The following is a 13,014-nucleotide window of genomic DNA, read 5'->3' as shown; positions in this document are numbered from 1 at the left end:
TGGACCACGATGGTTGCGACAAGCGCAGATCTGGAAGGCCGGCTCCGCGACTTACGCATACCAGCTGGATAATGCCGTCATGGAACTGATGGTGTGGCGGGCCTTCGTGACCGTGTGCCGGCTCGGGTCGCTGTCGGCTGCGGCCGCCGAGCTCAATCACACGCAGTCGGCCGTCTCCCGGCAGATCGCCGGGCTGGAGCGGCAACTCGGCGTTCCCCTGGTGGAGCGCCATGCGCGCGGTGTGCGTCCGACACCTGCCGGCGAGGTGTTCCGGCACCACGCTCTGGCCACACTCAACGAGGCCGACCGCGCCGTTCGCGCCGTACGGGACATTCGTGACGGGGCGTTCGACCGGCCGCTGGCCGTCGGTGCGACACCCGCTCTGGCCGCAGGGATCGTCCCCGAGGCCATCCGTGCCCTGCTGAAACAAGCCGGATCCATCCGGTGGAGCCTGCTCCCCGGCCTGAGCGTACAACTGCACCACCGTGTGACCGTCGGCGATCTCGACATCGCCGTCGTCACCGACGCACCGCCAGGACTGCCCAACGACCCGCGTGTCGAACGCCGGTTCCTCGGGCTGGACGCCATGGTCGTCGCACTGCCCGTCGACCATCCACAGGCCGGCCGCGGCCCCGTGCACATGCGGACGCTGGCCGAACAGACCTGGGTGGAGGACAACGACGGCTCGGCCGCACTTCTGCGCCAGCATGCCGCCCGCGCCGGAACCAGCGCCCGCATCGACCTCACCGCGGCCGATCTGCTCGGCAAGCTGGCCCTTGTCGCAACCGGCCACGCCATCGCGCTGATCCCCGGAGTCCTGACGTGCGCACTGCGCAACGACATCACCACAGTGGCCCTCGTCGACCCTCCGACCCGCGGCATCTACACGATCACACCACGTCGTGACCCCCACCCCTCCGCGGCGCCCCTGATCGACCAACTCGCCAAAGCCTTCGCCTCGGTCCACCCGGACCAGGCCGCTCACCAGCCGTCAGAGAGGGGAACACGCCTGCGGGCGGAGCCCCGGCCGCGGGCGTCAAGGCCGTGCTGCGCGATCAGCAGTCCAGGTGATGTTGAGAATCCCGACGCGGCAGCGGGGGAGGGTATGCGGTGACTCGTCCCCGACCTTCCGACCCGGCCGAAGGTGTTCGCCCATGTCCCAGACCGCACCCGCGCTGCCCTCCGTCGACAAGCCGCTCCTGTCGCAGAGCCCCGTCGACATCCGCCCACAGGACACCGACTGCTCGGCCCTGCCTGCCTTGCGTTTCCACCACCCGACGGAACTCGCCCTGCGACTGCACTTCGACGCCCCGGACCGGCACCGGCCCGACGGCACCCGGTCCGACTGCACGCGGGACGACGAGGGCACCGTGAAGGCCGAGCCGCTCCCCGGACAGGAGTGTCTGCTGACAGTGGGTGCCGACACCTACCGACTGATCGACGTGCACTGGCACACGCCGTCCGAACACACCGTCGGCGGGGTGGCGTTCCCGATGGAACAACACATGAAGTACGCACGTGTGGTCCAGGACGCCGGCACGGCCGTAGGGGGAGTGGGCGAGTACGCGGTCATCGGCGTGTTCGTTCACCCGGGGCAGGCCAACGACTCCCTGGACCGGCTGCTGGGGTCGGCCCGCCGGTCCGAGGACTCCTGGGAGGTACCCGCGGTGGAGCTTGACGCACTGCTGCCGCCCTGCACCGAGTCCTACCGCTATCTCGGTTCCACCACCGTCTGTCCCTACACCCCGGGCGTGCGCTGGATTCTGCTGACCCATCCCGTGCAGGCGTCCGCCGCCGCGCTGGGCCACTATCGGGAGGTCTTCCCCAAGGGCAACGCCCGGGCGGTGCAGCCGCTCGGCGACCGGCGGATCACCAGTGACCGCCATCGCTGGTGGTAGTGCCCGAAGGGAGTGGCGGAGTCGAGCCGTAACCGCGTTGAGGTGACGGGTGGACGCTGTACCGTCGTCAGGGGGAAGGGCGTCGGACTCCGGGCCTTGCCCGTACGAGAGGGGAATGTGGAGACAACCACGCAGGCCGGCAGCCCCGCGCAGCCTCGCGCACCCTTGAGCAAGGAGCGGGTTCTGAGCGCCGCCGTCGCTCTGGCCGACGAAGGCGGAGTCGACGCGCTCAGCATGCGCAAGATCGCGCAGGCGCTCGGCGTCGTACCCATGGCGCTCTACAAGCACGTGGCCAACAAGAACGAGTTGTTGGACGGCATGATCGACGTCCTCGTCGGTGAGATCGATCCGCCGGCCGGCAACACCGACTGGAAGACCGCCATTCGCCGACGGGTGCTGTCGGCCCGCCGTATGCTGCTGCGCCACACGTGGGCGACTGAGGTCATCGAGTCGAGGATGAAGGCGCGCGCCACCCCGACGCCCGCGGTCATGGAGTACCTGGACTCGATGATCGGGATCTTCCGGGCCGGAGGGTTCTCGGTCGACCTGGTCCACCACGCGATGCACGTCATGGGCAGCCGCCTGCTGGGCTTCTCCCAGGAGCTGTTCGAGGACTCCTCCGGCCGCGAGCCGGATCCGGATGCGATGCCGCCCGAGGAGATGGCCGCACGCTTTCCCCACATCACCGAACTGGCCATGGCGGTCGCTCATGACCCGGATTCCGTCGTCGGATCGGGCTGCGACGACCAGTTCGAGTTCGAGTTCGCACTGGACCTGACGCTGGACGGCCTCGAGCGGCTCCTGCGTAGGAACTGACCCGCCGACGCGGGACCCCGGCGGCCCTTCTCCGCTCCCCTCCGCCTTCACCCCTTGACGGGTGTACGGCGTACACCTACCTTGCCATCAGTGAGGTGTACGCAGTACACCTCCATCGTCGGTCACGGTCGGCCGATGCCGTATCCGGCGAATACGGCGAGCGGCAATCGACTACGAGGTGATGGGGGAGACCCAATGAAGGCGATTGTTCAGGAACGGTTCGGCCCGCCGGACATCCTGCGGCTGGCGGACACCGACCGGCCCGAGGTCGGGGCCGATCAGGTGCTGGTACGGGTGCGCGCCGCCGCGCTCAACCCCTACGACTGGCACATGCTGCGCGGCGACCCGTTCGTGGCGCGGCTGATGGGAGGCGTGGGGCTGACCCGGCCGAAGTCGCGGGTGGCCGGCATCGACGCGGCCGGGCAGGTGGAGGCGGTCGGCGTCGACGTACGAGGGCTCCAGCCCGGTGACGAGGTGCTGGGCTTCTGCCAGGGCTCCTTCGCCCAGTACGCGCGCACCACCGCGGATCTGCTGGTGCCCAAGCCCGCGAGCCTGACCTTCGAGCAGGCCGCGGCCGTGCCGATGGGGGCGGTGACCGCTCTGCGCGGCATCCGGACGGTTGGCCAAGTGCAGGCCGGGCAACGGGTGCTGGTCAACGGGGCCGGCGGTGGTGTGGGCACCTTCGCCGTACAGATCGCCGTGGCCCTGGGCGCGGAGGTCACCGGGGTGTGCAGCGCCCGCAACGTCGATTTGGTGCGCTCACTGGGTGCCGCGCACGTCGTCGACTACACCAGGGAGGACTTCACCGGCGGGCGGGTGCGCTACGACATGATCCTGGACAACGTGGGCAACCACCCGCTGAGTCGGCTGCGCCGGGCGCTCACCCCGACGGGGACCCTGGTGGCCAACGGCGGCGGCTCGCCCGGCCGCCTGTTCGGGGCGGTGGGCTCCATGCTGCGGCTGAGCGCGGTCAACGCGTTCGTCCGGCAGCGGCTCCGCCTGATCCTCCCGTCGGCCCCGGCCGGACCGACCCACGAGGACCTGCTCGCCGTCACCGCGCTCATCGAGTCCGGCAAGCTCACCCCGGTTGTCGACCGGACCTACCCCTTGGCCGACACGGGCAAGGGCGTGCGCCACGTGGAGCAGGGCCACGCCCGTGGCAAGGCTGTGGTCACGGTGCCGTGAGCACACGTGGCGGCCATGGGCACCGGGTCGAGCACACCGCGGCCCCGCCACGGCGTCGGCCCGGGCATACCCGTTGCGGTGCGGAGGCCGGGCGTGTAAACCATGAGCATGGTTACGTACGACCGGCCTCGGCTGTTCATCGACGGGGCGTGGACGCCGCCACGTGACGGTGAGCCGCTGGAGATCCGGAACCCCGCTGACCAGAGTCTGGTCGGCCTGACCGTACTCGCCGGACCGGCGGACGCGGCGCACGCGGTGACCTCCGCGCGCACGTCCTTCGATGACGGCCGGTGGAGCGGGCTCACCGGAGCCGAACGGGCGCGGGTGCTCAGTCGCGCCGCGGACCTGCTGCAGGCGCGCTCGGCCCACCTGGTCGCCCTGCTCACCAGCGAGCTGGGCTGCCCCCGGTGGTTCAGCGAGCGGGCCCACGTGCCCAACCCGATCCGGCACCTGCGGTACTACGCGGACCTGGTCGCGGGCGACGACACGGACGAGGAGCGTACGGACGGCGTCAACCGCAGCCTGGTCGTTCGCGAACCCGTCGGCGTGGTCGCGGCCATCACCCCCTGGAACGGGCCGCTCAGCTCCCCGATGCTGAAGATCGCCCCGGCGCTAGCCGCCGGCTGTTCGGTGATCGCCAAGCCCGCCCCCGAAGCACCGCTGACCCTGTTCGACCTGACCGAGGTCCTGCACGAGGCGGGCCTGCCGCCAGGTGTGTTCAACGTCCTGCCGGCCGGCCGCGAGACCGGCGAACGGCTGGTCGCCGACGCGGGCGTGGACAAGGTGGCGTTCACCGGCAGTACCGCGGCGGGCAAACGGATCATGGCGGTCTGCGCCGAACGCATCGCCCGGGTCACCCTCGAACTCGGCGGCAAGTCAGCGGCGATCCTGCTGCCCGACGCCGACCTCGACGATTTCGTCACGCGGATCCTGCCGATGGCCCTGCTGGTCAACGGACAGGCGTGCATCGCCCAGACCCGCATCCTCGTGCCCGCCGAGCGGCACGACGAGGTGGTGGAGGCACTCGCCGCCGCGTTCCGCGCCGTACCCGTCGGCGATCCGCTGGCGCCGGAGACGGTGGTCGGCCCGCTGATCAGCGGCCGTCAGCGGGACCGCGTCGAGGGATACATCGCGGTCGGCCGGGCCGAGGGGGCCAGGGTGGTCACCGGCGGCGGCCGGCCCGTCGGCATGGAGGCGGGCTGGTATGTCGAGCCGACGCTCTTCGACCACGTCGACAACGGCATGCGCATCGCCCGTGAGGAGATCTTCGGCCCCGTCGTCGCCGTCATCCCCTACCGGGACACCGATGACGCGGTCGCGATCACCAACGACTCCCCGTACGGGCTGTCCGGCTCGGTGTGGAGCGCCGACCCGCGGGCAGCGCTGGCGGTCGCCCGCCGGCTGCGGACCGGCATGGTCAGCGTCAACGGCCGCCCCCAGGCGTACGGGAGCCCTTTCGGCGGGTACAAGCAGTCGGGGATCGGCCGGGAGATGGGACCGGAGGGGCTGCGCGCGTATCAGGAGATCAAGTCCATCGCCGTCTAGCGCGCTCGCGACCGACTCCAGGTTCTGACGTTCCGCGGTGGTGACCCGGTGGGTTCACCGGGCCCGGGTGTGCTGTCGGTGAGCCGTGCCCGTGTGTCCTCAACGGGACAGCGCGGTGTCCTCATCGGGGCAGCGCGACCGGGACGGCCTCGCCACCCTCCGGCCGTTCGAAGCCGATGCGTACCTGATATCCCTCGTGCAGGGCGGTCGGAGCGACGCCGCGCACGGCGACGGTGAGCCACGGCCCTTCAGCCAGTTCGACCAGCGCCACCACGTCGCCGCCGGGTGGCAGGACCGTCCAGGTGACGATCTCCCCGGTGCCCGCGACGGGGCGCCACTCCAGCGGGCTCAGCGGCGCGCTCGGGTCGATGTGCGCTGTCGGTGGCAGATACGCGCCGGTGGCGGGGGACCAGCGCAGGAGCAGGGTGCCCTGCGCCGCCGCGTCGAAGAACGCCGCCGAGCGCTCGTCGCGGCTGATGGGCAGCGGTGCCATCCGGACTCCTTCCTCAGGTGGCGGCGTGCGGGCTGAGCAGCAGCGTCGCGTGATGGTCGAGCACCCCGCCGTTGCCGCTGACCAGCACCACGTCGGCCTTGGGCGCCTGCCGGACACCACCGTCGCCACGGGCCTGGATGACGCCCTCGGACAGCGGCGTCATGCCCCACATGTAGTACGACGAGAGCTGCCCGCCGCCGGTGTTGGTCGGGTGGCTCCCGCCCGGCGCGATGGCGCCCGAGGCGACGAACTCGCCGCCCTCGCCCTTGGCGCAGAAGCCGTAGTCCTCCAGCGTCACCAGGGTGGTGTAGGTGAAACAGTCGTAGATCTCCCGCACATCGACGTCCGCGAGGGTGAGCCCGGCCATCTTCAGCGCCGCGGGTCCCGAGATCGCCGCACCGGTGACGAGACCGAAGGTGCTGCCCCTGGACATCGGGTAACCGGGGTGGCCCTGTCCCCAGCCGAGGACGTACACGGGCGGGCGGCGCAGCGCACGGGCGCGTTCGGCGCTGGTGACGACGACGGCGATGCCGCCGTTGCTGACCAGGCAGCAGTCGTACAGCCGCAGCGGGTCGGCGACCATGCGCGAGGACTGGTGGTCCTCCAGGGTCAGCGGCCGGTCCTTCATCTGGGCACGGTCGTTGAGCGCGGCCCACTGCCGGGCCGCCAGCGCCACCGCGCCCAACTGCTCGCTCGTCGTGCCGTACCGCTCCATGTGGCGCCGGGCGGCGAGCGCGTACTTGGCGGGTGCGCTGCGGAGCCCGGCGGCGGCCGGCAGCGCGTCGACGCCGGTGGCCCGCCGCCCCGCCCCGGTGTACGTGGCGCCCGCGCCCCGGTCCTCGCGCAGCGGGGCGTCGGCGTAGACGCATACGACGACGTCGGCCATGCCGGCGTGGACCGCGAGAGCGGCGTACTGCACCATCCCGTCGGCCGACGACCCGAAGCCCTGCATCTCCGTGAGCAGCCGCAACTCTCGCAGGCCCAGCGCGGTGTGCAGCGGCAGGCCGATGTCCCCGCCGACCCCGGGGTTGATCAGCAGGCCGTCGATGTCGGCCAGGTCGAGGCCCGCGTCCGCGGCCGCCAGCGTCACCGCCTCGACGGCGAACTCGGCGGCGCTGCGGCCGTACACCTTGCCCATCTCGGTGATGCCGAGCCCGGCGATCGCGGCCCGTCCCGACAGCTCGCCGGTCACGGGGCCGCCTCCCGCAGCGGCAGGGTCACCCGAACCGTACCCGGCCCGACGGTGACTCCTGCCGAGTTCTCGCAGTACACCTCGATGTCGACGGTGCCGGGGCCGGCGTCGGTCTCGGTGGACAGCACCCGGCCGCGCACCCACGTCGTGTCGCCCACCGTGTTGAACGCCCGCATCCGGAACCCCCTGATCGCGGTGATCGTGCCCGCCGGCCCCATCCAGTCCCGGACCAGCCGCTCCCACATGCCCAGCAGCAGCGAGGTGTTGGCGTACATCTCCGGGGCGCCGGTGGCCCGCGCGTAATCGGTGTTGTGGTGGATGGAGTTGAAGTCGCGGTTCGCCCCGGCGGCCATCACCAGCCGGTAGACCGGCAGCGGGTAGGCGACCGGAGGTAGCTCCTCGTCCGTCTTCACGTCCTCGAAGAAGCGGCTGACGGCGGTCATTCAGGACGCTCCCTCGGCTCGTAGGCGTAGGTGCCGGTGCGGATCCGCGCCACGACCTCACCGGTGTCGGTCACGATGTCGCTCTCCCAGGTCAGGAAGGCGCCGCGGCCCACCGAGGTCTCCTTCGGCGAGCAGCTCACCAGCCGCCGTCCCCGGCGGCCCACCCGTTCCCCGGCGGTGACCGGGCGGAGGAAGTCGAACTCGACGTCGGTGGCGAAGAAACCGGTGGTGCGCGGGCCGAGCGGCATGTCCTGGTTGTTGATCGGGCTGTGCTCCGGCTGCGCGTCGCGGTCGGCGGAGCCGAACAGCGACCTCCCCGGCTGCCACATGGGCGGCAGCGTCCACGCGATGACACCCGTGTACGGCATGGTCACGTCCGCGAAGCCGTGGTCCCGTGCGGCCCGCGGGTCGGTGTGCAGGGGGCAGTCCAGTTCCAGCGGCTCCAGATAGCGGCGGATGGCGCCGCGTTCGACCCTGTCGGCTCCGAGGGTGACGGCGCCGTCGGAGAAGTCCCGGCCGACGGCGTCGATCACGGGCTGCCAGGCGGACCGCCAGTCCCCGGCATCCTGGTTGACGGTCATGTCAGCACCTTCCGTTCGGTGAGCCGCTCGATGCGCCGCGCGGAGTAGCCGAGCAGTTCGCGCAGCACGTACTCGTTGTCCTGGCCGAGGACCGGGGCGGCCCGCCGTACGACGCCGGGTGTGTCCGACAGCAGGGCGCGCGGCCCCTCGACGACGGCCTCGCCGTGCAGCGGATGCGGCAGCCGGACGAAGTGCCCCCGGTGCCGCAGCGCCGGGTCGTCGGCCAGATCCGCGCTGGACGCCGAGACGTGCGCGGCGATGCCTGCGGCCAGCAGCAGCGCCTCGGCCTCGTCGGCCTTGCGCATCCCGGTCCACGCGGAGAGCGCGGCGTCGAGTTCGGCCTGCCGGGCCCGGCGTCCCGCGGCGTCGGCCAGGTCGGGGTCGGCCGCCAGGTCCGTTCGCCCGACGGCTCGGGCCAGCCGGGGCCACTCCGCGTCGTCGCGCACCGCCACCGCGACGAACCGGTCCCGGCCGCCCTCGGCCAGGCACGGGTACACGCCGTGCGGCGCGAACACCTCGTCGGCGTTGCCCCGGCGCCGCGCGATCGTGCCGTCGGCGGCGTACTGGGCGCAGTAGGGCGACAGGAAGTAGATGCCGGACTCGACCTGGGACACATCGAGGACGCACCCCCGCCCCGAACGTTCCCGCTGTTCGAGGGCGCCGAGCACCGCGACCAGGGCGAGCCGCGGCCCGACGTAGTCGGTGTACGGGCCGAAGGTGCCGAACGGCAGGTCGTCGGGCCGGCCGACCAGGTTCTGGAATCCGCTGAGCGAGGCGCCGGTGCTGCCGAAGCCCGCGAGGCCCGCGTGCGGACCGGTCTGGCCCATCAGTGAGCTGCTGACGACGATCAGCCGGGGATCGTGGTCCAGCAGGTCTCGCGGGGCCAGGCCCCACCGGGCCATCCGGCCGGGCGAGAAGGCTTCGATGACGATGTCCGAGCGGGCGATCAGGTCGAGGGCGACCTCACGGCCCTCCTCGGTGCCGAGGTCGAGGCTCAGTCCGTACTTCCCGGCGTTGGAGTTGCCGAACAGCGCCGAGTTCTCCGGCCCCGGCACACCTCTGTAGAAGGGCGGCATGAAGCGGGACGTCTCGATCCGCCGGGTCGACTCGACGCGGACGACCTCGGCGCCGAAGTCGGCCAGTGCCCGGCCGATCAGTGGGCCGGCCACCACCCATGACAGGTCCAGCACCCGCAGCCCGGCCAGGGGCGGCCCGGGACGCGGTTCGCGGTCACGGTGCCGGGGTGCCGGGGCTCCTGCCCCGGCACCGGGTTCCGCCGGTGCCGTCCACTCGGCCCGTACCTCGGCGTCGTGTTCGCCGGGCAGCGGCGCGGAGCGCCGGACGTTCGGGAACGGCGAGCCGGAGACCTGGGCGAAGCAGCCCGGCAGGGTGGTCGCGCGCGGGCCTTCGCCGACCTCGCTCCAGTAGTCGCGGAAGGCCAGTTGAGGGCTGGCGGCGATGTCGGCCATGTCCGCGATGCCTACGCACAGCAGCCGGTGTTCGAGCGCCGCGTCCAGTACTTCGGCCTTGGTCGTGCCGGCGAAGAAGGCGCTTACGTCGGCGCGGGCGGCGGCGATGTCGTCCGGGGTGATCTCGCCCGACTCGATCCGGCCGGGCACCAGCCGCCAGTCCCAGGCCGCGAACCTCGGATCGCAGGCGCCGCGCTCGTTCAGCCAGGCGAAGAAGTTGTTGGTGAAACCGCCCGAGGCGGGGCCCATCGCGAGGTGGAACTCGATGACCCCGTCCCGGCACCGCCACTTCTTCATCGCGCTCGTCGTGGCCGCGCCGCTGCCACTCTGGTCGGTGCGGGCGGTGGGCACGCGCTGCCATTCGGGGCTCTCGTCGCCGACCGCGTGTGCCAGAGCCCTGCCCAGCGTGGTGAGCCCCAGACAGGCCTGGACGGAGACGTCCACCACCTGGCCGCGACCGGTGCGCCGACGCGCGAGGTGGGCGAGCAGCGCTCCGCCGGCCGCGTCGGCCGCCGCGTGGAGATACGCCTGAGGGACGCTGATGCGCACCGGGGGCCGGCCGTCCTCCCGGTGCGGGTCGAGCGGTCCGCCGGCCGCCCACAGCACCAGATCGCTGTCCGGTCGGTCGGACTTGGGGCCGGTAAGACCGAACGGCGTGATCGCGGTGTGGACCAGATGAGGGAAGGCGCGCACCACCCGCTCCGGCTCCAGGCCCTGTGCTCGCAGCCGTCCGGGCGGCTGGGAAGTGATCAGGATGTCGGCGGCGGCGAACAGGTCCGCGAGCGTGGCCGGGACGTCGGGGGAGTCGAGGTCGGCGCTGACACCGCGTTTGTTCGCGGCGTACGCGTCCCAGTAGAACGAGCGCCCGCCCGACAGCGGCGGGTGCGCGCGGGCGGTCGAACCGCCGGCCGGTTCGACCTGGACGACATCGGCGCCGAGGTCGGCCAGGAGCCTGCCGCACAGCAGACCGCGCTCGTCGGACAGGTCCAGCACCCTGACGTGCTCAAGCATCGGACTCCTCCGGCTTCTCCCGGCGTGGGGTGCGCCGTCCGCCCTCGAAGATCGCCGAGGTGCCGGCGAAACGTTCGGCCAGGAAGGGCGAGGCGCCGGGTGCGCTGGTCATGCCGCCGTCGACGCTGATCGTTTCGCCGGTGACGAACCGCGACGCGTCGTCGGCGAGGAACAGCATCGTCTCGGCCACGTCCTGCGGCCGGACCGGTTCGCCCATCCACGCCGTACGGGTCATCGCGGCCGCGGCGCCGCCCAGGTCGGCGGCGTCGCCGGTGGTGAGGTCGGCCATCATCGGCGTGACCGTCGCTCCGGGCACCACGACGTTGACCCGGATCAGGTCGGCCCTCAACTCGGCGGCCACCGACCGGGTCAGTCCGATCACCGCGGCCTTGGTGGCACTGTAGACGTGGGGGCCCTGGCCGCCGGACAGGCCGGCAGGGCTGGACGTGGAGATGATCGATCCGCTGCGGCGGGGCCGCATCACGCGTGCGGCGTGCTTCATGCCGAGGAGGACTCCGCGCAGGTTGACGGCGATGGTCCGGTCCGCCTCCGCCAGGTCGCTGTCGGCGATCGGGCCGATCGCCCCGAGCACGGCGGCGTTGTTGACCATCACGTCCAGGTGCCCGAACCGCCGCACGGCGGTGTCGACCACATCGCGTACGTCGTCCTCGTCGGCGACGTCGGCGGTCAGCACCATGAGCCGCTCGGCCTGGTCCGCCGGAACGTCGAACGGACGGTCGGTCCTCAGGTCGGCGGCCGCAACGGCGGCGCCCTCGTCAAGGAAGCGGCGCACCGTCGCGGCGCCGATGCCCGACAGCCCGCCGGTCACGACGGCGACCCGGCCGTCGAGCCGGCCGTTCACGACGGCCGGCTCCGACCGGCGGACGGCGCGGAGGACCGCAGCACCCGGACCGCCCTCTCCGGGCAGGCCTGTTCGGCCTCGTCGGCCTGCCCGAGCAGGCCGGCGGGTACGTCGACCTCGTCGCTGCCGCGCTGGGCGACGAAGCCCTCCTCGTCGTCGCTGAGCAGGTCGGGCGCCATGGCGTAGCAGCGTCCGTGCCCGGTGCACCGGGCCGCGTCGATCACCAGTCGCGTGCTCACAGGTCCCACTCCAGGGGCAGGCTGGTCAGGGTCAGCTGGCCACCGCGCTCGACGAGGTCCGCGTCGGGCGCGATGCGGTAGTCGGGGATGCGGGCATGCCATTCGCGCAGCACGATGGCGAGTTCGACGCGTGCCAGATGCATGCCGAGACAGCGGTGGCGTCCGGCGCCGAAGCCGAGATGCTGGTTGACGCCCTTGCGGCCGAGGACGAACCGGTCCGGATCGGGGAACTTGCGCGGGTCGCGGTTGGCCGAGCCGATGCCCAGCCACACCACGTCGCCCGCCTCCATCGTCAGACCGTCGATGTCCACCTGCCGGGAGACCTCCCGCCCGGCCTGGATGACCAGCGGATACAGCCGGATGAACTCCTCGACGGCAGCCGGGATCAGGCCGGGGTCGGCGATCAGGGCGCGGCGGTCCTCGTCGTGCCGGGCCAGGTGCCAGAACATGTAGCCGAGGGCGCTGCGGGTGGTGTCGAGACCGGCCAGCAGCAGCGTCATGCAGACGGTGAGGATGTCGCGGTCCGGCATCGGCTCCTCGTCGATGCGTGCCTCGACCAGCCGCGACACCAGGTCCTCGCGTGGATCGAGCGGTCTGGCCCGGCGTTCGGCGACCAGATCGGCGAAGTAGTCCATGATCCGGTCGGAGGCGGCTCGTGCCTTGTTCTGGGCGCCCCCGAAGAACCCGCCGAAGACGTCCTCGACCCACGGCACGAAGAACTCCCCGTCGCTGGGCGGCAGGCCCAGCGATACCAGGAACACGTCGGTGGGGTAGCGCAGAGCGAACCTGGCGACGAAGTCGCAGGCTCCCCGGGGAGCGAGTTCCTCGACCAGTTCGGCGCAGCGGTCGACGGCGAAGCGTTCCATGCGGCGGACGGCGGTGGGGGAGAAGTACGGGTTGATGACCCGGCGCAGCTTGGCGTGTTCCTCACCGCCGAGCCGCTGCGGCAGCAGGTCGATGCCCCGCTGGGGGTTGAGCGCGCTGGTGATGTCGTTGGTGAAGGTCTCCGGGTTCTGGAAGCCCTGCAGCACGTCGTCGTAGCGGGTCAGCATCCAGAATCCGGTGTCGGCCCCGTCGTTCCACAGGAACCGGCTCTCCTCGCGTTCCCGGTCCAGGAACGCGTAGTGTCCGGCGGGAGGGGTGGCGAGACGGTAGTCGGTGTGGCTGACGGGGCACCGCCCAACGGATTCACGCATAGGGAGACTCCTCACCTGTCGCGGCCACCTCGCCCTCTCACACACTCCGGGAGGGCGGATCACGATGTCAATAACCATGCGCAT

The 13,014-nt window shown here is 71.8% G+C and carries 13 protein-coding genes; 5 read left to right on the top strand and 8 right to left on the bottom strand.

Annotation, left to right across the window (positions count from 1 at the left end):
* The first annotated feature begins 79 nt into the window (after nucleotides 1–79).
* From FNH08_RS04835 to FNH08_RS04815, 5 genes are all read left to right on the top strand, one after another.
* Complete coding sequence (locus FNH08_RS04835) at nucleotides 80–1,114, top strand: LysR family transcriptional regulator (protein WP_152769984.1); 1,035 nt, start codon at nucleotides 80–82, stop codon at nucleotides 1,112–1,114.
* Nucleotides 1,115–1,154: 40 nt separating this feature from the next.
* On the top strand, nucleotides 1,155–1,898 hold the full coding sequence (locus tag FNH08_RS04830; RefSeq protein WP_194238372.1) for a carbonic anhydrase family protein: 744 nt from the start codon (nucleotides 1,155–1,157) through the stop codon (nucleotides 1,896–1,898).
* A 165-nt stretch (nucleotides 1,899–2,063) separates the two neighbouring features.
* On the top strand, nucleotides 2,064–2,714 hold the full coding sequence (locus FNH08_RS04825; protein ID WP_228033898.1) for a TetR/AcrR family transcriptional regulator C-terminal domain-containing protein: 651 nt from the start codon (nucleotides 2,064–2,066) through the stop codon (nucleotides 2,712–2,714).
* A gap of 195 nt (nucleotides 2,715–2,909) precedes the next feature.
* A complete protein-coding gene (locus FNH08_RS04820) occupies nucleotides 2,910–3,899 on the top strand; it encodes an NAD(P)-dependent alcohol dehydrogenase (RefSeq protein WP_152769981.1) in 990 nt (329 codons plus the stop codon).
* A gap of 102 nt (nucleotides 3,900–4,001) precedes the next feature.
* Nucleotides 4,002–5,444 carry an aldehyde dehydrogenase gene (locus FNH08_RS04815; RefSeq protein ID WP_228033897.1) on the top strand — a complete coding sequence of 481 codons (1,443 nt, stop codon included), beginning with the start codon at nucleotides 4,002–4,004 and terminating at the stop codon, nucleotides 5,442–5,444.
* A 121-nt stretch (nucleotides 5,445–5,565) separates the two neighbouring features.
* Here FNH08_RS04815 and FNH08_RS04810 read toward each other — a convergent pair whose 3' ends face one another.
* The 8 genes from FNH08_RS04810 to FNH08_RS04775 are packed head-to-tail and all read right to left on the bottom strand — an operon-like array spanning nucleotide 5,566 to nucleotide 12,930.
* Nucleotides 5,566–5,937: a Zn-ribbon domain-containing OB-fold protein gene (locus FNH08_RS04810; protein ID WP_152769980.1), complete on the bottom strand. Its 372-nt coding sequence runs from the start codon at nucleotides 5,935–5,937 to the stop codon at nucleotides 5,566–5,568.
* Nucleotides 5,938–5,950: 13 nt separating this feature from the next.
* The gene (locus FNH08_RS04805) at nucleotides 5,951–7,129 is read right to left on the bottom strand and encodes a thiolase C-terminal domain-containing protein (RefSeq protein ID WP_322723708.1); all 1,179 of its coding nucleotides are present in this window, start codon (nucleotides 7,127–7,129) and stop codon (nucleotides 5,951–5,953) included.
* Nucleotides 7,126–7,572 carry a hotdog family protein gene (locus FNH08_RS04800; protein WP_152769979.1) on the bottom strand — a complete coding sequence of 149 codons (447 nt, stop codon included), beginning with the start codon at nucleotides 7,570–7,572 and terminating at the stop codon, nucleotides 7,126–7,128. Before FNH08_RS04800 ends, FNH08_RS04805 begins: the two co-directional genes overlap by 4 nt.
* Entirely contained in the window at nucleotides 7,569–8,153 is a 585-nt protein-coding gene (locus tag FNH08_RS04795) for an FAS1-like dehydratase domain-containing protein (RefSeq protein WP_152769978.1), read from the bottom strand. The genes FNH08_RS04800 and FNH08_RS04795 overlap by 4 nt, the downstream gene beginning before the upstream one ends.
* Complete coding sequence (locus FNH08_RS04790; protein ID WP_152769977.1) at nucleotides 8,150–10,633, bottom strand: CaiB/BaiF CoA-transferase family protein; 2,484 nt, start codon at nucleotides 10,631–10,633, stop codon at nucleotides 8,150–8,152. The genes FNH08_RS04795 and FNH08_RS04790 overlap by 4 nt, the downstream gene beginning before the upstream one ends.
* Entirely contained in the window at nucleotides 10,626–11,495 is an 870-nt protein-coding gene (locus tag FNH08_RS04785; RefSeq protein WP_322723707.1) for an SDR family oxidoreductase, read from the bottom strand. The genes FNH08_RS04790 and FNH08_RS04785 overlap by 8 nt, the downstream gene beginning before the upstream one ends.
* Entirely contained in the window at nucleotides 11,492–11,734 is a 243-nt protein-coding gene (locus tag FNH08_RS04780) for a ferredoxin (RefSeq protein WP_322723706.1), read from the bottom strand. The genes FNH08_RS04785 and FNH08_RS04780 overlap by 4 nt, the downstream gene beginning before the upstream one ends.
* Entirely contained in the window at nucleotides 11,731–12,930 is a 1,200-nt protein-coding gene (locus FNH08_RS04775; protein WP_152769975.1) for a cytochrome P450, read from the bottom strand. The genes FNH08_RS04780 and FNH08_RS04775 overlap by 4 nt, the downstream gene beginning before the upstream one ends.
* Nucleotides 12,931–13,014: the final 84 nt, after the last annotated feature.

Origin of the sequence: Streptomyces spongiae (genome assembly GCF_009377185.1) — a bacterium.
Lineage (GTDB): Bacteria > Actinomycetota > Actinomycetes > Streptomycetales > Streptomycetaceae > Streptomyces > Streptomyces spongiae.
The sequence above is the reverse complement of the archived record's forward strand: the minus strand, read 5'-3'. Positions and strand labels throughout refer to the sequence as shown.

Coding starts and splice junctions, on each gene's coding strand:
- FNH08_RS04790 (WP_152769977.1), bottom strand. CDS start 10,633: ATGCTTGAGCACGTCAGGGTGCTGGACCTGTCCGACGAGCGCGGTCTG.
- FNH08_RS04795 (WP_152769978.1), bottom strand. CDS start 8,153: ATGACCGTCAACCAGGATGCCGGGGACTGGCGGTCCGCCTGGCAGCCC.
- FNH08_RS04800 (WP_152769979.1), bottom strand. CDS start 7,572: ATGACCGCCGTCAGCCGCTTCTTCGAGGACGTGAAGACGGACGAGGAG.
- FNH08_RS04830 (WP_194238372.1), top strand. CDS start 1,155: ATGTCCCAGACCGCACCCGCGCTGCCCTCCGTCGACAAGCCGCTCCTG.
- FNH08_RS04815 (WP_228033897.1), top strand. CDS start 4,002: ATGAGCATGGTTACGTACGACCGGCCTCGGCTGTTCATCGACGGGGCG.
- FNH08_RS04775 (WP_152769975.1), bottom strand. CDS start 12,930: ATGCGTGAATCCGTTGGGCGGTGCCCCGTCAGCCACACCGACTACCGT.
- FNH08_RS04835 (WP_152769984.1), top strand. CDS start 80: ATGGAACTGATGGTGTGGCGGGCCTTCGTGACCGTGTGCCGGCTCGGG.
- FNH08_RS04810 (WP_152769980.1), bottom strand. CDS start 5,937: ATGGCACCGCTGCCCATCAGCCGCGACGAGCGCTCGGCGGCGTTCTTC.
- FNH08_RS04820 (WP_152769981.1), top strand. CDS start 2,910: ATGAAGGCGATTGTTCAGGAACGGTTCGGCCCGCCGGACATCCTGCGG.